The sequence below is a fragment of the Euzebya pacifica genome, from assembly GCF_003344865.1.
GTDB lineage: Bacteria > Actinomycetota > Nitriliruptoria > Euzebyales > Euzebyaceae > Euzebya > Euzebya pacifica.
Genome location: NZ_CP031165.1, coordinates 4,441,537 through 4,461,249, shown reverse-complemented (window position 1 = coordinate 4,461,249; position 19,713 = coordinate 4,441,537). Strand labels below are relative to the sequence as shown.

17 protein-coding genes are annotated in these 19,713 nt (G+C 71.4%); 7 read left to right on the top strand and 10 right to left on the bottom strand.

What is annotated here, in order from left to right; translation table 11 throughout:
• Positions 1 to 120: 120 nt before the first annotated feature.
• A complete protein-coding gene (locus DVS28_RS19135) occupies positions 121 to 1,077 on the top strand; it encodes a hypothetical protein (RefSeq protein ID WP_216826150.1) in 957 nt (318 codons plus the stop codon).
• Positions 1,078 to 1,185: 108 nt separating this feature from the next.
• On the opposite strand, the gene DVS28_RS19130 is transcribed toward DVS28_RS19135, so the two are convergent.
• The 8 genes from DVS28_RS19130 to DVS28_RS19095 all read right to left on the bottom strand — a co-directional run bounded on the left by DVS28_RS19130 (position 1,186) and on the right by DVS28_RS19095 (position 12,167).
• The gene (locus tag DVS28_RS19130; protein WP_114592893.1) at positions 1,186 to 3,201 is read right to left on the bottom strand and encodes a ribonuclease catalytic domain-containing protein; all 2,016 of its coding nucleotides are present in this window, start codon (positions 3,199 to 3,201) and stop codon (positions 1,186 to 1,188) included.
• 210 nt (positions 3,202 to 3,411) lie between these two features.
• Entirely contained in the window at positions 3,412 to 5,622 is a 2,211-nt protein-coding gene (locus DVS28_RS19125; protein ID WP_114592892.1) for a molybdopterin-dependent oxidoreductase, read from the bottom strand.
• Positions 5,623 to 5,673: 51 nt separating this feature from the next.
• On the bottom strand, positions 5,674 to 6,870 hold the full coding sequence (locus tag DVS28_RS19120; protein ID WP_114592891.1) for a winged helix-turn-helix domain-containing protein: 1,197 nt from the start codon (positions 6,868 to 6,870) through the stop codon (positions 5,674 to 5,676).
• Between the two features lie 7 nt (positions 6,871 to 6,877).
• Positions 6,878 to 7,804: an L-histidine N(alpha)-methyltransferase gene (gene egtD, locus DVS28_RS19115; protein WP_114594277.1), complete on the bottom strand. Its 927-nt coding sequence runs from the start codon at positions 7,802 to 7,804 to the stop codon at positions 6,878 to 6,880.
• A gap of 53 nt (positions 7,805 to 7,857) precedes the next feature.
• Positions 7,858 to 8,625 (bottom strand): class II glutamine amidotransferase, encoded by a 768-nt coding sequence (locus DVS28_RS19110; protein ID WP_114592890.1) that lies wholly within the window; start codon positions 8,623 to 8,625, stop codon positions 7,858 to 7,860.
• A 2-nt stretch (positions 8,626 to 8,627) separates the two neighbouring features.
• The gene (locus tag DVS28_RS19105; protein WP_114592889.1) at positions 8,628 to 10,100 is read right to left on the bottom strand and encodes an SUMF1/EgtB/PvdO family nonheme iron enzyme; all 1,473 of its coding nucleotides are present in this window, start codon (positions 10,098 to 10,100) and stop codon (positions 8,628 to 8,630) included.
• Positions 10,101 to 10,182: 82 nt separating this feature from the next.
• Positions 10,183 to 11,553: a glutamate-cysteine ligase family protein gene (locus tag DVS28_RS19100; protein WP_164710771.1), complete on the bottom strand. Its 1,371-nt coding sequence runs from the start codon at positions 11,551 to 11,553 to the stop codon at positions 10,183 to 10,185.
• A gap of 131 nt (positions 11,554 to 11,684) precedes the next feature.
• Positions 11,685 to 12,167, bottom strand: a complete 483-nt coding sequence (locus DVS28_RS19095; protein WP_114592887.1) for a GreA/GreB family elongation factor — start codon at positions 12,165 to 12,167, stop codon at positions 11,685 to 11,687.
• Positions 12,168 to 12,229: 62 nt separating this feature from the next.
• On the opposite strand from DVS28_RS19095, the gene DVS28_RS19090 reads away from it, so the two are divergent.
• The gene (locus tag DVS28_RS19090) at positions 12,230 to 13,108 is read left to right on the top strand and encodes a DNA-formamidopyrimidine glycosylase family protein (RefSeq protein ID WP_114592886.1); all 879 of its coding nucleotides are present in this window, start codon (positions 12,230 to 12,232) and stop codon (positions 13,106 to 13,108) included.
• On the opposite strand, the gene DVS28_RS19085 is transcribed toward DVS28_RS19090, so the two are convergent.
• The gene (locus DVS28_RS19085) at positions 13,109 to 14,413 is read right to left on the bottom strand and encodes a glutamate-cysteine ligase family protein (protein ID WP_164710770.1); all 1,305 of its coding nucleotides are present in this window, start codon (positions 14,411 to 14,413) and stop codon (positions 13,109 to 13,111) included.
• 118 nt (positions 14,414 to 14,531) lie between these two features.
• Here DVS28_RS19085 and uppS point away from each other — a divergent pair, with 118 nt between their 5' ends.
• The 5 genes from uppS (at position 14,532) to DVS28_RS19060 (ending at position 19,058) form a co-directional block, all read left to right on the top strand.
• Positions 14,532 to 15,323 (top strand): polyprenyl diphosphate synthase, encoded by a 792-nt coding sequence (gene uppS / locus DVS28_RS19080; RefSeq protein WP_114592884.1) that lies wholly within the window; start codon positions 14,532 to 14,534, stop codon positions 15,321 to 15,323.
• Positions 15,324 to 15,380: 57 nt separating this feature from the next.
• Positions 15,381 to 15,953, top strand: coding sequence for a dTDP-4-dehydrorhamnose 3,5-epimerase family protein (locus DVS28_RS19075; RefSeq protein WP_114592883.1), 573 nt, complete (start codon positions 15,381 to 15,383; stop codon positions 15,951 to 15,953).
• 60 nt (positions 15,954 to 16,013) lie between these two features.
• Positions 16,014 to 16,547: a histidine phosphatase family protein gene (locus DVS28_RS19070; protein WP_164710769.1), complete on the top strand. Its 534-nt coding sequence runs from the start codon at positions 16,014 to 16,016 to the stop codon at positions 16,545 to 16,547.
• A 92-nt stretch (positions 16,548 to 16,639) separates the two neighbouring features.
• Positions 16,640 to 17,965, top strand: a complete 1,326-nt coding sequence (locus tag DVS28_RS19065) for a PhoH family protein (protein WP_114592881.1) — start codon at positions 16,640 to 16,642, stop codon at positions 17,963 to 17,965.
• 214 nt (positions 17,966 to 18,179) lie between these two features.
• Entirely contained in the window at positions 18,180 to 19,058 is an 879-nt protein-coding gene (locus DVS28_RS19060; protein WP_164710768.1) for an ATP-binding protein, read from the top strand.
• On the opposite strand, the gene DVS28_RS28610 is transcribed toward DVS28_RS19060, so the two are convergent.
• Positions 18,983 to 19,672, bottom strand: a complete 690-nt coding sequence (locus tag DVS28_RS28610; RefSeq protein WP_164710767.1) for a phosphate signaling complex PhoU family protein — start codon at positions 19,670 to 19,672, stop codon at positions 18,983 to 18,985. The genes DVS28_RS19060 and DVS28_RS28610 overlap by 76 nt on opposite strands.
• Positions 19,673 to 19,713 lie beyond the last annotated feature (41 nt).

The following is a 19,713-nucleotide window of genomic DNA, read 5'->3' as shown; positions in this document are numbered from 1 at the left end:
AGCCGGAACGCGGTGGCGCAGACGAGTCCGCGCAGACGCCTCCCAGCAGTGAGTGGTTCGTAACGACCACCCCGTCCGGCTTGCCCATTGCTCCGAACTTCAACCGAGATGCACCCACAAATGACTGACAATGACCATATGGACACCCCCTACGGCACCATGCCCGACCAAAGCGGCTCGGATGCCCCTTCCCGTAGCCGTGTCCGAACGGCGGTGTTCATCGTGCTTGCGCTCGTCGTTGGCCTGGGCGCCGGCCTCGCCCTGGCCGGGGTCTTCGGAAGCGGCGGTGACCAGGATGCCGATACCCCGGTCACGACGTCCTCGACCAGCCGGGACGGGGATCCGGAGGCGGCTGCCGAGCTGCCGGCACCGGACGCTGGCATCGCCCCCGACGACGCCACCGACCCCGAGCAGGCCCTCCGCGGGTTCCTTGCCGCCGAGGCGTCGGGCGACTGGGAGACCTCCTACGCGTTCCTGACGGAGTCGGTCCAGAACACCCTCTACCCGAGCGTTGCGCTGTGGGTGAACGCCCACGCCGACTTCCCCCGCATCACCGGCTATCGCGTCGACAACGTCGACGACGACGGGTCTGGCACCGCGCGCATCGACACGCTCACCGGGTTCGAGCCGATGATCGACCCGGTCATCGGGCTGGTCGCCGCCCGCGGCCGCTCGACCTGGACGCTGCAGGAGGAGGACGGCCTGTGGCGCGTGGAGACCACCGCCACCGAGAACCGTGCCCTCTACCCCTCCCAGGACGGTGCCGACGCCGCCGCCCGCCAGTGGGTCGACGCACGGGTGGACTGCGCGGACACGGCAGCGCTGGAGGCTCGCCTCGTCGGTGCGCCCGTGCTGGCCTCACAGCTGTGCGAGGAGGACCAGCCCGATCTGGTCGAGCTCGGTGCCGTCCGGTCGCTGGCCGACGCCGACGGCACTACCGCCCTCCTCAGCGAGTACGGGCCCGACGTCTACGCCTGGGCCCGTGTCGTCCCCGTGCAGTCGACGACGCCCTTCCTGCTGGTCCTCGGCCCGGTGGGCGAGGAGTGGCAGGTCGTCGGAGTCCTTCCGCGCACCTGAGCCCCGCGGGAGGCGCCGTGAGGGGAGCGGCCGGCGGCGAATCGTGCCGGTCATCGCCCATGGGCGACTTGGGCCCCGATCGCGCCGGTAACCACGCGGCTCGGGTCCTCAGGCCGGCTTGACGTCCGGGCGGCCGAGCTCGTCCAGGCGGTCGAGGCGGACCTTGATCGACGCGCCCAGGTGGTACTTGCCGTCGACGGTCGCCATGCCGGTCTCGTCCAGCTCCAGCGACGCGCGCTCGCGGGGCGGGAGGCCCAGCGCACGCGCGGCCGACATGAAGCCGACCACACCGGGGACGGTCAAGCGGATGCGCAGACCGGCCTTGCTGATCCCCACGACCGTGCCGGGGGTGGGCCAGGTGATGGCCTTGCGGTCCAGCAGCACCGCCCACAGGGCGTTGCGCTCCAGCGCCTGGGCGTGGTTGACGGCACCGCCGCGAGCGTCCAGCCAGGTGGCCAGCGCGGCGAGGTCCTCGGTGGTGTACGGCGGCATCTCGTCGGCGATCGCCGCACGCAGCTGACGGTGCACGACCAGGTCGGTGTAGCGACGCAGGGGGCTCGTGAAGTGGGTGTAGAACCCCGAACCGAGCGCGTCGTGGGCCGACGGCGTCGCGGTGTACCCCGCACGGGCAACCACACCGGTGGCGACGGTCGCGAGCGCCGCAGCAGCGTCCTCACGACCCTCCTCCTGAAGGCGCTCGACGAGCGCGACCAGGTCCTTGGGCTGGATGGTGGCGTCCTCGGCGAACGGCACGTTCAGCGCGGCCGCAGCCTGGCGAAGCGTGTCGACCCGCTCGGGGTCGAACCCGACGTGCCCGCGGTACAGCATGGGCAGGCCGATGGCGTGCGCCCAGCCGGCGACGGCCTCATTGGCGGCCACCATGAGGCGCTCCACCACCCGCTGCGCGACCGGGTGCGGGTCGGCCTCGGCGGTGCGGATCTTGCCGTCGACGACGACGGCCTCGAGCTCGGCGTCGGTGAACAGGTCCTCGAGGGTGTCACGCGCATCGCGCTCGGCGCCCAGGCGGCGGGCGGCCTCGGCGAGGGAGATGACCGTCGCGGTGACCGCACCGAGGGACTCCGGGTCGGCACCGCTGACCCCGTTGCGGGTCTTGGCGAGGCCGGTCGGCGTCGGGTTCTCCAGGTACTCCTCGACGGCGGCGTAGGACAGCCGGGCGTCGGGGTTGATCCAGGACAGGTCGACCTCGGTACCCGAGACCGAGCCGTCGGGGTCGACCAGCATGGTGACGGTGACGGCACGACGGTCCTGCTTGGGCAGCAGCGACAGGTCGCCCTCCGACAGCGCCGGGTCGATCATCGAGGCGTTCGGCCCAGCGGTGAAGTACGCGGTGGCCGCAACGGTGCGGGCGTAGCGGTCAGCAGCCGAGCCGATGCCGATGGTGCCCGCGGCGTCGGCGATGTGGACCTTGACCAGGACCGGGTCGGCGGCCTGGCCGGACCACGCGCCGGTGAGGGCGTCGTCGAGGTCCTTGGAGGTGTCGGCGTCGATGGTGACCTGCACCTCGTGGCGACGGTCGATCATCTCCGCGTGCGGACCGGGGACGGGACCCTCCTCGGAGGACAGGCCGGCGGACAACCCGGCCTGGCCAGCCGCCATGCGGCCGGTGGCGCGCAGGACGTTGGAGTTGGTCTCCGCCGGCGGCAGGCCGACAGCGGCAGGGCCACCCGGGATCGAGTCGGGGGTGGCGCCACCGTGGGCGATCACGACCGCCCGGGCACGGACCGCGGACGGCGCGAACGTCGGCAGCGGACCGGCGACCAGCGCGGTGCACATGGCCTTGCCGGTCGGCGCCAGCGTGGCGACGATCTGCTTGCCCTCGGCATGCATCAGCTTGGCCGACATGGCGTCGTCCATGGGGATCTCGCCGCTGCCGAGACGGGCGTCGGGGGACAGCACCATCTTCCCGGCGAACGGCTGGACCACGCCGACGACGAAGCGCCGCTGGCGGGACTCCAACGTCATGGACGCCGCGTTGAGGCGACCCTGGTCGTCGACGGCGAGGGTCGCGACGACACGGTCGTCGGCGATCCAACCGCGCGCGACGTCCGGTGGGACGAAGACGGACTCGACCTTGTGCGTACGACCAGCATCGTCCACGACCACAGGCGGGTTGCCTGTGGCGGTGGGAGCGGGGTCGACGAAGCCGAAGCCACGGGGATGAGGTGAGAAGCGACCGGAAACCTGCACGGTTGAACCAGAACCTAGGGGTGGGAGGGGCAGGACGAAGAAAGTGGGCCCCCGAGCCGGACCCACAGGGAACGCTACCCGCTCGAACCGAACCGGCCCAACCCGACCCCTGCCCGACGGGTCCGGTCAAGTGGTCGCGGGTACCGTCCCCGACGTGGTCGAGGCCCCATCGGCGCCGTCGGAGACCGGCAGGTCCCGAACGGGCTCGACCCGAACCCAGGTGGCGTTGAGCGCGGCGTTCCCGCTGAGGCCGTCCACCAGCCCGGCCTCGGTCAGCAGGTTGACGTTGACCCCGGGCGTGGCGGCAGCGGTCGACCATCCGACGTCCTTGACGTCGTGGCCCCATCCGTGCGGGATGGACACCACGCCGGGCCGCATGTCCTCGCTGACCTCCAGGGGCAGCTCGATGGTCCCCACCCGGGAGGACACGACGACGTGATCGCCGTCGACCAGCCCCCGTGCCGCGGCGTCGTCGGGATGCAGCATGACGGTGCAGCGGTCCCGGCCCTTCACCATCGACTCGATGTTGTGCAGCCACGAGTTGTTGCTGCGCAGGTGTCGCCGTCCGATCAGCTGAAGGTCGTAGTCGCCCGTGTCCTCGGGGGCGTGGTCCGCCAGCGTTCCCGCCGCCTCGAGCAGCGTCGGTGGGGCCAGCTGCACCCGGCGGTCGCGGGTCCGGAGGATGCCGGGCAGGCGGGGTTCGAGCGCGCCGAGGTCCAGCCCGCCCCTGGCCCGACGTGCGGCCGCGGCGGTGATGCCGTTGCGTCCGCGACGGAGCGGGCCCTGGGGCCCGGTGGCCACGAGGGCGCTGGTGACGAGCGTGTCGGGCACCACGCCGCTGATCGCACGGAGGGCCGGACGAACGGCGCCGCCCACCGCCCCGCCGGGCAGCTCGGCGGCGAGCCGCAGGATGATCGACCAGTCCGTCAGGCTGTCGGCCGGTGGCTCGAACACCTTCGGCGACCACCGCAGGTTGTTGCGGACGCTGAAGTAGGGGAAGACGATGTCGAGGTCGTCCCGCTCGAGGTGGCTGACGGGCGGCAGGATGATGTCGGCGTGCCGGGTTGTCTCGGTCACGTACATGTCGACGCTGATCATCAGGTCGAGGTGGCGCAGGGCCTCCTCGACCCGTGACGACTCGGGACTCGACAGGGCCGGGTTGCCGGCCACGGTGATCAACCCGCGGAGCCGGCCGGGCCCGTCGGTGAGGACCTCCTCGGGCATCGCCACGACGGGCAGCTCACCGTGGACGTCCCGCCGTCCGCGGACCCGGCTCGGGCTCGTGCCGAGGCTGGACTTCCCCCACAGCAGCCTGAGCACCGCCGCCAGGTCGACCGGCGGGGAGGCGAACATGGCGCCACCCGGCCGGTCGAGGTTCCCGGTGACCACGTTGAGCACGTTGATCAGCCAGTGGGTCACGGTGCCGGTCGGCTGGTGGCACACGCCGATCCGGCCGTAGACGCAGGCCCGCTCGGCACCGCCCAGCGCGTGCGCCAGCTCGACCATCACCGTGGCGTCCACCCCGGAAGCCCCGGCGGCCCGCTCCGGCGTCCATGGGCCCGCCAGCCGCTCGACCTCGTACAGCCCGGTGACCGGCAGGTCGCGAGTGTCGACTGCGCCGTCGCGGAACAGCACGTGGAGGACCCCGAGCAGCAACGCCGGATCCCCACCCGGACGGACCGCGACGTGCTGGTCGGCCAGCCGAGCGGTCTCGGTCCTGCGCGGATCGACCACGACGACCTGGCCGCCCCGGGCACGGATCGCCTTCAGCCGACCTCGGGCGTCCGGCATGGTCGTGATCGACCCGTTGGACACCGCCGGGTTGGCGCCGATGACGACCAGCAGGTCGGTGCGGTCGATGTCGGCAACCGGCATCAGGGTCGTGTCGCCGAACATCTCGTGGGCGGCCACGTACTGGGGGAACTGGTCGACCGAGGCGGCAGAGAACCGGTTGCGGCTGCGCAGCAGGCGGGCCAGGACCTCCACCGCCAGCGCCGAGGAGCTGTGTGCGGTTGGGTTGCCGGCGTACAGGCCGAGCGCGTCACGACCGTGGTCGCGCTGGATCGCCCGCATGCGTTCGCCGGCCAGGGACAGGGCGTCCGCCCACGACGCCTCCTCGAAACCGTCGCCGACGCGCACCAGCGGTCGGCGCAGCCGTTCCGGGTCGCGATGCAGGTCCCACAGGGTCGTCCCCTTCGGGCAGATGTAGCCCTTGCTCATCACATCCTCGGGGTCGCCCTCGATCCTGGTGACCGCGTCGCCATCGACGTGGACCCTGACGCCGCAGTGCGCCTCGCACAGCTGGCACTGACGGTTGACGATGCGGCTGGCGGTCATGCTCGGCTCCGGAACGAGGGTTAACGGCGTTAATCCAAGAACCTAGGGCACTCAGACGCGGCTCGAAAGGGCAGTGGCGAGATCACCGCGGCGGACCACCTCGACCTCGTCGGCACCCACCCAGGTCGCCCACGAGTGCAGCTCGTCCACCAGCGGCGGCACCACCGTGGCGGCGTCGGCGCCGGGGAGCAGGTGTGCCGCTGCCACGCGCAGCACGCCGACCTTCCGGTCGTGCTTGAGGTCGACCAGCGCGACCAGCCGATCGCCCAGCAGGAACGGCAGCACGTAGTAGCCCCACCGGCGCTTGTCGGCAGGGACGTAGATCTCCACGGTGTAGTCGAGGTCGAACATGCGGGCGACCCGTGGCCGGTTCCACATGACGGGGTCGAACGGGTTCAGCAGGGTCGCGGCACCGATCCCGCGTGGGACCACCAGGTCGGGGACGGCGTAGACGGGGCCGCGCCAGCCCTCGACGTCGACCTGCTCGACCAGTCCTGCGGCGGCCAGCGCAGCGAGGTGGCGACGGGCGGTCGGCACGTGCTGACGATGGTGATCGGCCAGGTCTGCGGCTGTGCCCACCCCGACGGCCTCCAGCGCCCGGAGCAGCAACGCACGTTCGGCCTCCTCGGGGGAGGGCACCGGTGCGTCCAGCCACACCGATGGGATGACACGCTCCGGCAGGTCGAAGTACGCGGTCATGCGGTCGTCGCGCCAGGCGATGGCGAGGGCCCCCCGCAGGTGGTGGTAGTCCAGCGCGGCCCGACCCATCGACCGGCTGCCCCACGTGGTGATGCGGCCGCCGGGGTCGGCGAGCTGGGCGGCCGACAGCGGACCTCGTTCGGCCACGTCGGCCATCACCGACTGCAGGTAGTCGGGGCGTTCGTCCATGACGTGGCGGACCGCTCGCCACGGCAGCGTCGAGGCCCGACGGTGCGCCAGCAACGGCCACGTGTCGACCTGCGCGGTGGCGTCGACGTGGATCCAGCCCTCCCACACCTCACCGGACCGCCACATCCAGCGATCCAGCGCGTCGGTGTCGTAGGGGCCGAGCCGGCTCATCACCACCTGGTGGTGTGCCCGGGCAAGCACGTTGATCGGGTCGATCTGCACCACACGGATGTCGTCGTAGACCCGCCGGAAGTGTCGTGCGTCGATGCGACCGGAGGGCCGGCGTCGCTGCATGCCGAGCCGGGCGAGCACGACACGTCGGGCCTGTCCGGCGGTCAGCCGGCGACGTGCGGAGGTCACGACGGCGTCACCCGGCGGGCACGGCCGTGACGACCCCGAACCAGCCGCGCGGATCGGTGTCGAACCGGGCCACCCGCAAGCCCGCGGTGGCCAACCGGTCGGTGATCGTGGGCTCGGTGAACTTGGAGGAGATCTCGGTGTGCACCTCCTCGCCCTCCACGAGCTCGACGTCGAGGTCGAGGTCCTTGACCCGCACCTGCATGTCCCGGCGTGCGCGCAGCCACATCTCGATGCGCGACTCCGCGTCGTTCCATCGGGCGACATGGTCGAAGTCGTCGGGTTCGAAGTCCGCGCCGAGCGTGGCGTTGACGTTGTGGAGGACGTTGCGGTTGAACGCGGCGGTCACCCCCTCGGCGTCGTCGTAGGCCCGGACCAGCGTCGTGGCGTCCTTCACCAGGTCCACGCCGAGCACGAACCCGTCGCCGTCGTCGAGCATGGCCCGCACCTGGGTCAGCAGCGCGACCTGTTCGTCGGGGTCGAGGTTGCCGATGGTCGAGCCCAGGAAGGCCACCAGTCGTCGGCCGCTGCGGGGGACGTCGGTCAGGTGGTGGTCGAAGTCGCCGACGATGCCGTGCACGTCCAGCCATGCGTAGTCGCCGGTCAGCGCCTCGGCGGCCCCGACGATCGCGTCCTCGCTGACGTCGAAGGGGACGTATCGCGGCCGCTCGGCCGCACCGCTGCGGTGCATGGCCTCGAGCAGGACCCGGGTCTTGCGGCTGGCCCCCGACCCCAGCTCCACGAGCTCCACCGGGGCGATATCGGCCACGATGGCGTCGGCCACCTGTTCGAGGATCGCCGTCTCGGTGCGGGTCTGGTAGTACTCCTCCAGCTGGGTGATGCGGACGAACAGCTCCGACCCCGCGGCGTCGTAGAAGTACTTCGGTGGCAGCGCCTTCGGGGTGGCTGTCAGCCCCGCGCGGACGTCGGCAGCCATCTGCCCGTGGTAGTCGGTGTCGACCGCGATGCGGGTCAGGTCGAAGGTGGCGCTCACGGGTGGATCTCCAGGCTCGTGGGGGTCAGGTGGGCTCGGGTGCCCTCGGCAACGGGACGCCAGTCGAGGGCGGGGTCGAGGGGTTCGCTGGCCAGCAGGTGGGCGCCGTCGGGGTCGGTGGCCACGTACAGGGAGTTGGCGGGCCGGTCGACCGCGGCGTTGACGGCGGCGACGCCGGTCCGGTCGGCGAGCACGAGGGTCAGGGTGGCGGTGACCCCGAGCGAGCGGCAGGCCTTCGCGGTCCGCGCCGTTGCCTCCTCCGCGGCCTCCAGCACCGAGGCGCCGCCCCGGTGGGCGTCAGCGGCCAGGCCGAACAGCACCGCGGTGTCGCTCGGCCCGGGGAGCTCGGCGAACGCCCGGTCCGACAGCTCCGCCATCAGCGGCCGGGCGACGGTCGCCCGGAAGTCGGCGATCCAGCCGTTGTGGGTGCCTGCCAGGCCACCGCTGGTGAAGGGGTGCACGAAGGACGGGCCCTGCGGCAGGCCGGGTGTGGTCGACCTGACCGCGGCGAGGATCACCGTGCTGGTCAGGCGGCGCGACAGGACGGGCAGGTTGGGGTCCGACCACGGAGGCTGGATGCTGCGATAGGACAGGGGCGCGGGGTCGGCGTCGTCGAACCAGGCGACCCCGGTGCCGTCGACGTTGACGTGGCCCGACTGCTGCTCGCGTGGGTCGTAAGCCAGGACCTCCAGCGACCGAGGAGGGTCGTACAGCAGGCTCGAGAGTGGCGCGGACGGTCCGGTCCGAGCAGCGAGGCGGCACATCCTCAGTGCCGCCGTGGGGTGGCCGGACGTCCCACGCCGTCGACGTCGTAGGCCACGCGGACGCCGGAGAAGATCTGTCGTCGGTAGGGATGGTCCCAGTTGCGGAACGTGGTGCGGGCCACCCCACGACGGGTCGCCCAGGATGCCCCTCGCAGCACCTTCCAGTCCCCGCCGAAGAACACCTCGCTGTACTCGGGGTAAGGAAACGTGGTGTAGCCGGGGTAGGGCTCGAAGTCGCTGGTCGTCCATTCGTAGCTGTCGCCGAGCAGGTGCTCGACGCCCAGGGCCGACGCCCCCTGCGGGTAGCTGCCGACCAGCGAGGGCCCCCACAGCGCCCGGTCGACGTTGGCCAGCGCCGGCCCGGGTGCGGCATCCCCCCACGGGAACGGACGGGAGGTGCCGGTCGCCGGGTCGTGGGCGGCGGCCTTCTCCCACTCCTGTTCGCTGGGCAGCCGACCACCGCACCACGCGGCGAACGCCTCGGCCTCGAAGAAGCTGATGTGCTCGACCAGCTCGCGTGGGTCCAGCTCGTCGATCCGGTTGAAGCGGCGGATCCGCCAGCCCCCGTCGGCGGTGGCCACCCACCCCTGGGGTGCGGTGTGCCCGGTCTCGTTGCGCCACTCGATCCCCCGGGGCGACCACCAGCGGTCCTCGCGGTAGCCGTCATCGGCCACGAACGCGGCGTATCGACGGGCCGTCGCGGGGAACCGGTCGATGGCGAAGGTCGGCACGTCGACGAGGTGGTGCGGGCGTTCGTTGTCGTAGGCCGCCACGGCCGCCTCGCGCGCCGCGGGACCGGCACCGAGCGGCACGTCGACCCCGCGCATGGCCCCGAACCCGAACGGTCCGCCGGCGATCGTCACGATGTCGGTGTCGTCGACCCGGCGCGGCTGGCGGACGGTCCGGGCGGTGGCCGGCAGGTACAGCTGCAAGCGGGGATCGTCGACCGCCGCGAGCTCGTCGGCATCACCGGGACGGGGGTCCTCACGCAGGTCCAGCGCCTGCAGCATCGTCTCCTGGTGCTGCGCTTCGTGCTGCAGGACCATGTGGTAGACGAAGCCGTCGGCGAGCAGCGGCACGTCGGGGTCCAGGTCGATGGCGTCGAGCAGCCGCAGGGCGTCGGCGCGGATGTCTGCGGCGTACTCCGTCGCTTCGGGCCGCCGGAGCAGCGGCAGGTCGGCGCGGGTCCACCGGGGGTTGTCGAAGGGGTTGTAGATCCGGTCGAGGTCGGGGTCGTGCTGGCTGCGGTCACCCAGCCCGCGCAGCAGCCACAGCTCCTCGAAGTTGCCGATGTGGCCGAGGTCCCACACCAACGGGGACATGATGCGGTCGAACTGGCGGTGCATCGCCTCGTCGTCCAGCGGGTCCAGCAGGGTGTACGTCCACCGACGGCCGTTGTCGAGCGCCGCGGCCAGGCGGGCCTTCACCCGCCGATGATCGGCGTGGCTGGTGGTCGTCGTCGGGGTGTCGCGCACGTGGGTCCTCCAGGGCTGGGACGGTCGTGGTGGCGGGGGTTGGTCAGGTGGGTCGGGTCGGCCAGGGCCGGTCAGTCGCAGGTCAGCACAGGGTCAGCGTGCCGACGGGTTCGCGGGCCCAGTCCAGCGCGGCGGCCGGACCGTCCACGAACCGTTCGCGGAGCTCGTCGGCAGGGGTGCGGCCCCGGAGGGTGAAGCGGTCGAGGAACCGTTCGGTCCGGCGGATGTCGGCAGCGTCGAGGAACGCCGGGCCCAGCCGCGCGGCGCCCTCGGCCGCCATGGTCCACACCTCCACGGCCATGGCGCACAGCTCACCGTCGGCCACGCCGAGGTGGGCGGCGCGCTGCAGCAGCTCGGGCAGGCGTGACCGTTGGGGCTCGAGCAGCGCACGGACGCCGTCGAGGGTGCGGTCGTCGTACAGCAGCCCGGCCAGGAGGACGACGGGGACGGCGCGCCACCGTTCGGGCAGGGCGTCCACGGATCGGATCTCCAGGAAGCCGCGCAGCCGGACCTCGGGGAACAGGGTGGTCAGGTGATAGGCGACGTCGGCGGTCGTTGGCCGGCCGTGGACGGGATGTCCATCGGTGATCCATCGCTCCAGCGTGAAACCGGGCTCGCCCGGGACGGTGTCCTCGGCGGCGTGGAACAGCAGCACATCGGCGGCCAGCGCCTGGGCGCACAGCGCCCGGACGGGGTCGTCCTCGCCGGCGACGAACGCCGCCGGAACCCCCGTGCGGGTCGGGTCCAGCCACTGCCAGGCGAGCGCCCGGCCGTTGACCGCCCCGGCGGCCGGGCTGCAGGCGAAGGTTGCGGTGGTCAGCGGCGAGGCGAGCAGCGCCGTGGCCCAGCGGTCGACCGGCTGGCTGCCCGTGCCCAGGTCGAGGTTGACCTGCAGCGATGCGGTGTGGGTCATCATCGTCCGGCCGTGGGGGCCGCGTCGGGCGAAGTAGTCGTGCATCGCGGGGTACCGCGGGCAGGCCAGCTGCTGGCGGACCGAGCCAGCCGGGTGCCAGACGTCCAGGCCCGCGGAGACGAGCGCCAGGCCACGCGAGTCCAGCACGGTGGCGATGTCGCCGATGGCGTTCGACATCGAGCCGAGGGCGGCCGCGGCGGTCCACGCCGGCGGGCCGGCGAACTCCAGCTGGGCACCCGGTTCGGGCAGCAACCGTGCACCGTCGGCGGTGCGCCACCCCGTCAGCGACGTGGCGCTCGGTGGTTCGGGGTCCAGGGCGGGATGCTCGTCGAGCACGGCGGTCATGGTCGACAGGTCGGCACGACCGACGGGGGCGCCGTGCGCGTCGACGTGGACGACGAAGTGTTCGGATTCGAGCCCCACCGCGCCCGGTCCGGGACAGCTGGCCGCCGGGACCAGCATGGCCGCGAGCAGCGCACGAACCTGATCTGGTTCGGTCACCGCGGTCATGTTGGTCGCCCCTTCGTACACAGTCCTCACCCTTCCCACTCTCTCGCATCACCACGCAGTGAGGTCGAGGAACGGTCTGGTTGTGAACACCGAGCTGTCAGGGGATTGTTCCGCACCACCGATTGCGAAACCGTGAACCAGCGGCGAAGGGAACCTGTAGGTTACGGCGCGCGGACGTCCGTGATTGTCATCGTGAACGTCACGCCCGTCGGGCCGGTGTAGGACACCGCGTCGCCGGTCTTGCTTCCCAGCAGGGCCTTGCCCATGGGCGAGCTTGCGCTGACGACCTCCACGCCCTCGCCCGGGGTGTCCTCCATCGAGCCGATGAAGTACTCCTCGACGTCCCCGTCGTCGTCGACGGTGACGATCATGCCGACCGCAACCTCTCCGGAGTTCGGATCGACCTCGGAGATGACGGCGTTGCGCAGCCGGGACTCGAGGACGCGGATGCGATCCTCGTTCATGCCCTGCTCGTCCTTGGCCGCGTGGTACTCGGCGTTCTCCTTGAGGTCGCCGTGACCGCGCGCCACCTCGATCCGGTCGGTGATCTCCTGCCGGAGGGTCGTGGATCGGCGCTGCAGCTCCTCCTTCAGGCGATCGTGGGCCTGCTGGGTGAGGTGCTCTGCGTGCTCGGTCTCGCTCATAGGCAGGAGAGTCTAGTGCCCGGTGTGACATCCGCGGCGGCAGGACGTGTCACGATGGTCGGGTGCCCGAGCTTCCCGAAGTCCGCGCCCATGCCGAGCGCATGACCGCCGCCCTCGCCGACGACGTCCTCGACGGCGTCACGCTGCTGGGGTTCTCGTCGCTCAAGACCTTCGACCCGCCGCCCGACGCCGCCGTCGGCAGCGCCCTGCAGCGCGTCGGCACCCGCGGCAAGCACCTGCTGCTGGACTTCGGCGACACCACCCACGCCGTGCACCTCATGCAGGGCGGTCGGCTGCGTCCCGACCCCAAGGAGGCGAAGAAACCTCGCGGTGGGCTGTTCCGCTGGACCTTCGCCGACGGGGGTTCGTGGTTGCTGACCGAGGCCGGAACCGAGCGCAAGGCCGGCGTGTGGGTCCTGCGAGGCAAGGTCGAGGGGCAACCACCGCTGGACGGGTTGGGGCCCGAGGCCGACACCGTCGACGCCGAGCAGCTGGCCGCCATGTTCGCCGCCCACTCCGCACGGGTGCACACGATGTTGCGCGACCAGCGGGTGCTGGCCGGCATCGGCCGGATGCTCGCCAACGAGATCTGCCACCGGGCCAAGGTGTCGCCGTTCGCCCAGACCTCCTCGATGGGGGCCGAGGACACCGAGCGGATCGCCGCCGCCATGCACGACGCCATCGAGGAGGCCCTGGCCGTCGAACGGGAACGCGACGACATGTCGTCCTCCGCCGATCGGCCCTCACGGGTGCACAACCACACCGGCGAGCCGTGTCCCGAGTGCGGTGACGAGGTGCGGGCGGTGGAGTACAAGGCCTACACCGTCAACTACTGCGCGACCTGCCAGACCGACGGCAAGGTCCTGGCCGACAACGCGATGAGCAAGTTCGGTGTCCGCGACGCACCACCCAAGAAGCGGCCGAAGCGGTCGCGCCGGTAGTCACCGGGACCACTCCAGCGCCTCGGCGGGGCTGCGGCGGCGCAGGTCCCGCTGCTCGTCGGCGGGATGGCGACGCCGGCGGGTGAACCGGTCCAGGAACGCGTCGGCGGTGTCCATCCAGCGCGCCCCGACCCAGTCCTCGCCCAGCCGCCGGGCACCGTCCATGGCGAGCTCCCACAGCGGTCCGGCCAGGTCCCACACCAGCGGATCGGTCAACCCGCGGCGAACCGCCCGGCCCTGCAGCCGGGGCAGGTCGCGCCGGACGTCCTCCAGGAGGGCGCGGGCTGCGGTCGTCGTGGCGGGGTCGTAGAGCAGCCCGGTCAGCAGCACCGCCGGCGCGGCGCGCCAACGCCTTGGCAGCTGGTCGACCCCGCGCACCTCGAGGAACCCGCGCAGCCGGACCTCCGGGAACAACGTGGAGAGATGCATGTCGACGTCTGCGGTGGTGGGACGCCCGTGCTCGGGATGGCCGTCGCGAACCCAGTCCCCGAACGTCCAGCCGGGCCGACCGGGCGACATCTCGGTGCCGCGGGAGACCAGCATCACGTCGGCGCGCATGACGTCCCACAGCAGGTGCGCCACGGGGTCGTCCACCCCGGGGGCGATCAGCGCGGGCACGCCCGTTCGGGTCGGGTCCAGCCGTGCCCAGGCAAGCGCCCGTCCGTTGACCGCCTCGCTGGTGGGGGAGTTGGCGAACGTCGCCACGACCAGGGGCGCGGCAAGGTTCGCGACCAGCCACCGGTCGACGGCCATCGCGGGCGGTCCGAGGTCGAGGTTGATCTGCAGGCTGGCCGACGCACACATCAGCGCCTGGCCGTTGGTGCCCCGGCGGCCGAAGTAGGTCCCCATGGCGCGGTAGCGCGGCAGGTCCAGCTGGACGCCGAGCCCCTCGGCCGGATGGAACGGGTCCAGGCCGGCGCCGGCCAGCGCCAGGCCCGCGGCGTCCAGGCACGGCTCGATCGCCGTCGCGAGGCCGTCCAGGCGGTCCAGCGCCGAGGCCAGGGTCGGCTCGGGGTCGGTGATCAGCTCCAGCTGCCCGCCGGGTTCCTCGGTGACCTGTCCGTCCGCCGACAACCAGCGGGGCCGCTCGCTGCCGCCCTGCGCCACCACGCCGTCTGCCGCGCCGACCGCGGCCACAAGCTCCTCCAGGTCCGATCGCCGTCGGTCCCGGGTGTGGAGGACGAACATCTCCGCCTCGAGGCCGACCGCTCCGCGGACGGGGAGGTCGTCGGTGGGTGCGAAGCACGTCGCAGCGAGATGGGCGGCGACGTCGTCGGCGTCGCGCAGCACACGAGGGTCCAGCACGGACGTCACGGTACGACGGGGCGGGCAACCGATCGGCATCAGCCGATGGCGTCGCGGGTGACGGTTCGGTGACCGGCGGGCTCGTCCCGGGCGTCGACGTGCTTACACTGCCCGCCCGATGGCTGTCCGCGTCCCGCTTGGTCCCGACCTGCTGTACCGGCTCTACGACCGGCAGCTGGAGTCGCGAGTGCGCGCGGGCACCCTGCCGCAGCACGTGGGCGTCATCCTGGACGGCAACCGGCGGTTCGCCCGCGAACGCGGCTACGACAGCCCGGCCGATGGGCACCGGGCCGGCGCGGAGAAGATCCCCGAGCTGCTGGACTGGTGCGCGTCCCTCGGCATCGGGTGGGTCACGCTGTGGTTGCTGTCGACGGAGAACCTGGGCCGCGACGAGGAGGAGCTGGCCGCGCTCGTGGAGATCATCGGCGCCAGCGTGCGAGGCCTGGCCGACCGACGTGACCGGTGGCCGGGACTGCGGATCACCGGCGTCGGAGCGATCGGTGACCTGCCGGGGGCGCTGCAGGAGGAGCTCGGCGCGGCCGAGGACGCCACGGCCGACGGCGACACCCTCCACGTACAGATCGCCGTCGGCTACGGCGGACGGCAGGAGATCATCCATGCGCTGCGCAACCACCTGGAGGAGCGCGCAGCGGCGGGTGACAGCATCACCGACGTGATCGAGGACCTCCAGCCCGAGCACATCGCCGCGAACCTCTACACCGCCGGAACGCCCGACCCCGACCTGATCATCCGCACGTCCGGCGAGCTGCGTCTGTCGGGGTTCCTGATGTGGCAGTCGGCCCACTCGGAGTTCTACTTCTGCGATCCGTACTGGCCGGAGTTCCGCCACATCGACTTCCTCCGTGCCCTGCGGGACTTCCAGCGTCGACGGCGTCGCTTCGGTCGCTGAGGCACCCGACGACCGGGCGAGGCCGACGGGTCGCACGGGCGTGCAACACTGCCCGCCATGCCGATCGAACAGACCTCCATCGACGGGCTCCTCGTGGTCCGCTGGGACACCCACGACGACGACCGCGGCTTCTTTCGCCAGACCTACCAGGTCCGCGAGCTCGACGATGCCCTCGGACGTCCGGTGACGTTCCGCCAGGGCAACCACTCCCACTCCGTGCCCGGCGTCCTGCGCGGTTTCCACGCCGAGCCGTGGGACAAGTGCGTGTACGTCGTGCGTGGCCTGGCGATGGCCGCGATCGCCGACATCCGGCCCGACTCGCCGACCTTCGGCGCCGTCGAGACCTTCACCCTCGGCACCCCACCCGACGGCGAACGCATCCGGCTGTTCATCAGCGAGGGCCTTGCCAACTCCTTCGTCACGCTGGGCGAGGAGCGGACCGACTACCTCTACGACGTCAGTGGCTACTGGCAGCCGGGGATCACGCAACCGGCGGTGATCTGGAACGACCCCGACCTGGGCGTCGACTGGCCGCTGGAGGACCCGATCCTCAGCGACAAGGACCAGGAGAACCCGACCCTGCGCGAGCTGTTCCCGGACCACCCGAAGTGGGCGGGCGAGCAGCCATGACGGATCGTTGGGGATGCCTGCACGGAACCGACGACCAGGAGACGTAGAGTGCCCGCAGGAGTGGAAACCGTCATCGAACTCGTCCGTCACGCCAAGGCGCACAGCCGCGACCGTTGGTGGGGCCGACCGGACCGCGAACGACCGCTGACCGACGTCGGCATGGACCAGTCGAGGGCGCTGGCCAAGGAGCTCCATTCCGGCGCGCCCATCGCGAAGCTGTTCTCCAGCCCGTGGACGCGTTGCCTGCAGACCCTCGACCCGCTGGCCGACACCCTCGGCGTGCATGCGGTCGAGGAGGACGTCCTCGGTGAGGTCGTCTCGCTGCCCGTGCACGACGGCGGCGACGCCTGGGTCACCTCCGCCTGGCTGGGCGGACGGGCCGTGGGCTTCGTCGATCGGGTCGTGACCACCTACGCCGGCAAGCGCGTCGTGGCTTGTTCCCACGGTGACGTCATCCCTGCCCTCGTGGCGCTTGTCGTCGGCCGCGACGGCCTCGACGTCACCGACGTCCGCTGCAAGAAGGGCGGACGCTTCACCCTCACCTTCTCCGACGCCCGCTGCGTCGACGCGACCTACCACCCACCGCCGGACTGACCCCCGCGGGTCGGCCCGCCTCCCACAACTGCATACGCCCAGCTCTGCTCGCGACCGTTCAGCCAGACCGTTCAACCAGAGAGGCCACCCTGATGGACAACCGGATCAGCTACGTCATCGACACCTGTGTGCTGTTGGCCGACCCGCAGGCGATGTATCGCTTCGACGAGCACGAGGTCGTGCTCCCCCTGGTGGTCGTGGAGGAGCTGGACCGGCAGAAGACGCGGATGGACGAGGTGGGCCGCAACGCCAGACATGCGATTCGGCAGATCGAGGAGCTGCGCACCGGCAGCCCCGACGGGTTGGTCTCCCCGGTCACCCTCAGCGGCGGGGGGACGCTGCGGATCGAGAGCAACCACGTCGACCAGACGCTGCCCAAGTACCTGGACCCGATGAAGCCCGACCACCGCATCCTGGCCGTGGCGCTGGCGCTGCGGGGCACCCTGGTCACCAAGGACGCCGCCCTGCGGATCAAGGCGGCACAGCTCGGCGCGCCGGCGGAGGACTACCGCGCCGACCAGGTGCAGGTCGACCACCACTACACCGGCATCGACGAGATCGAGGTCGCCGAGTCGTGGATGGCGGACTTCCACACCGATGGCAAGGCCGTCCTCGCCGATCGGGCCCACGCCCACTGGACCAACCAGTGCCTCGTGCTGAAGTCCGGCCAGTCGGGGTCGGGCCTGGCCCGGGTCACCGAGATCCGTGACGACGAGGTCGTGGTCACCCGGGTGCCGGGGTCGCCGCGGGCCTTCGGCGTGCAGCCCCGCGACGTGCGGCAGACCTTCGCCCTGGACCTGCTGACCGACCCGAGCGTGCCCTGCGTGTCGCTGATGGGCATGGCCGGCACCGGCAAGACCTTCCTCGCCCTTGCCGCAGGCCTCGAGCAGGTCGTCGAGCGGTCGACCTACCGACGGTTGAGCGTCTATCGGCCCCTGGTGGCGGTCGGACGACAGGAGGTCGGGTTCCTGCCCGGCGACCTCGACGACAAGCTGTCCCCGTGGATGGCCGCAGTGCACGACAACCTCTACAGCCTGTTCCGCAAGGACTCCGACAGCCCGTTCCACGGGCAGGGCCACGTGCAGCGGATGGTCGACGCCCTGCTCGATCGTGGCCAGCTGGAGATGGCGGCGATCACCTACCTGCGGGGCCGGTCGATCACCGACGAGTTCGTGATCGTCGACGAGGCGCAGAACCTGGAGCTGCCGACCCTGAAGGTGATCCTGACGAGGATGGCGCTGGGCTCCAAGGTGGTGTTCTGCGGCGACCTGTCGCAGGTCGACAACCCCTACATCTCCCCGCACGGGGGCATGGCGGCCCTGATCGAGAAGCTCAAGGGCACCGACCTGTTCGGCCACGTGACCATGGCCAAGGGCGTCCGATCGCCGTTGGCCGAGCTGGCTGCGATGTCCTTCTAGGGACATGACAACATCGGCCACACAGGGGACTAGCCCACTATGACGATGTGGAACCCCTCGAACGGGTCATGGTGCAGCCGCCCGATGCGTACGATCCTCTTCTCGACGCACCTCGACACGGACGAGCTCGGGGTACGGATGAGACCGAAGGGTTGCGGTGCACCGGGTAGACGAAGTGACAGGCCATCCGGATGTGCAGTCAGCATCGTCACCCGTGACCGCCGACGTCAGGGCGACCGCGGTCCTGGCGGTGCTGGCGGGCGTCAACGCTGAGCTGGTTGCCCAGCGCAACGGCGTGGCCCGCGAGGTGCTCGACGGCTGGGTCGAGGTGTTCGTCGCCGGCGGCCGCCAGGGCCTGGCCGGCGAAACGACCGCCGAGGCCGTCGTGCAGCGGGACCGCCATCTCGGCGTGGTCGCCCACGAGCTGCGCTCACCGCTGCAGATGATCCGCGGGTGGGCCGAGCTGCTCGCCGATGAGGTCGACACCGACCTGATCCCGCGGGCGGCTGCCGGCATCGTCGCCCAGGTCGACCGGCTCCAGCGGCTGTCCGATGACGCGGTGGATGCCACCGCGGTGGCGCTCGGTCGGCTGCGGTTGTTCCCGACCACGGAGTCGCTGGCCGCCACGGTGGCCGGGGTCGTGGGCGCTCGGTCCGTCGGACGGCCCGTCCTGGTCGTCGACGACGACGCGATGGTCGACATCGACGTGGACCGGTTCGGTCAGATCCTGGACAACCTGCTGGAGAACGCCCGCATGCACGGGGACGGCAGGGCCACGATCACCGTGCGGCGTCATGCCGACGACGCGATCGTGACCATCTCCTCACCCGGGCAACCCATCGCACCGGAGGACGTCCAGCGGCTCTTCGAACCGTTCCAGCGCGGCAGGACGGATGCTGATGGCATCGGCCTCGGCCTGTTCGTGTGTCGGTCCCTGGCGGCCGCGCACGGCGGCCAGATGGGCCTGCGGACCAGCGTGGACGGCAACCACTTCTGGCTGCGTCTGCCGGTCTCGCCTCAGACGCGGTCGCCCGTGACGACGAAGGACACCTGTCGGGCGATCTCCACGCCGTGGTCGGCGATGCGCTCGTAGTAGCGGGCGATCAACGCCAGGCTGACGGCCTCCTCGACGGACTGCTCGCCGGTGTACAGGTCGGTCAGCAGCACCTTCTGAAGGAGGTCGACCTCGTCGTCGGCCTCCTCCAGCTCGTTGGCGGCCAGGGCGTCCTGCGCCATCCAGGCGTTGATCCCACCCTCGAACAGCTGCTGGCTGATGTTGCCGAGCTGCTGCACGGTCTCGCGCAGCTTGGGGTTCAGCGACGGCGGGTGGATCCAGCGCAACGACTCACCCACGTGGCGCAGGAGGTCGCCGGAGCGGAGCACGTCGTTGACGCAGCGCAGGACGGCGATGACCCGCCTGAGGTCGCGGGCGACGGGACCCTGGCGGGCGATGAGCACGAACCCCATCTCCTCCAGCGCCTGGCAGCGGACGTCGATCTCGTGGTCCGCGGCCACCAGCTGGTTGGCGGTCAGGGTGTCGCCGGAGAGGAACGCCTCGGTCATGGGGCGGATGGCCCCCGAGACGAGGTCGGCGACCTCCTTGAGGCGTCGATCGCACTCGTCCATCGCGTCCTGGAGCTCGAGGCGCCCGTGGGGCGGCTCACCCTCCAGCGCGGCGAACGGCTCGTCTGCTGCGTCGCGATTCATGATGTCGGGCACGCTAGCCCACCATCGAGTGCGTCGCACGA

Excerpts from the sequence above, each read along its gene's own strand:
- DVS28_RS28610 (WP_164710767.1), bottom strand. The coding sequence starts at position 19,672 with ATGAATCGCGACGCAGCAGACGAGCCGTTCGCCGCGCTGGAGGGTGAG.
- uppS (WP_114592884.1), top strand. The coding sequence starts at position 14,532 with ATGGCTGTCCGCGTCCCGCTTGGTCCCGACCTGCTGTACCGGCTCTAC.
- DVS28_RS19065 (WP_114592881.1), top strand. The coding sequence starts at position 16,640 with ATGGACAACCGGATCAGCTACGTCATCGACACCTGTGTGCTGTTGGCC.
- DVS28_RS19075 (WP_114592883.1), top strand. The coding sequence starts at position 15,381 with ATGCCGATCGAACAGACCTCCATCGACGGGCTCCTCGTGGTCCGCTGG.
- DVS28_RS19125 (WP_114592892.1), bottom strand. The coding sequence starts at position 5,622 with ATGACCGCCAGCCGCATCGTCAACCGTCAGTGCCAGCTGTGCGAGGCG.
- DVS28_RS19135 (WP_216826150.1), top strand. The coding sequence starts at position 121 with ATGACTGACAATGACCATATGGACACCCCCTACGGCACCATGCCCGAC.
- egtD (WP_114594277.1), bottom strand. The coding sequence starts at position 7,804 with ATGGCTGCCGACGTCCGCGCGGGGCTGACAGCCACCCCGAAGGCGCTG.
- DVS28_RS19110 (WP_114592890.1), bottom strand. The coding sequence starts at position 8,625 with ATGTGCCGCCTCGCTGCTCGGACCGGACCGTCCGCGCCACTCTCGAGC.
- DVS28_RS19095 (WP_114592887.1), bottom strand. The coding sequence starts at position 12,167 with ATGAGCGAGACCGAGCACGCAGAGCACCTCACCCAGCAGGCCCACGAT.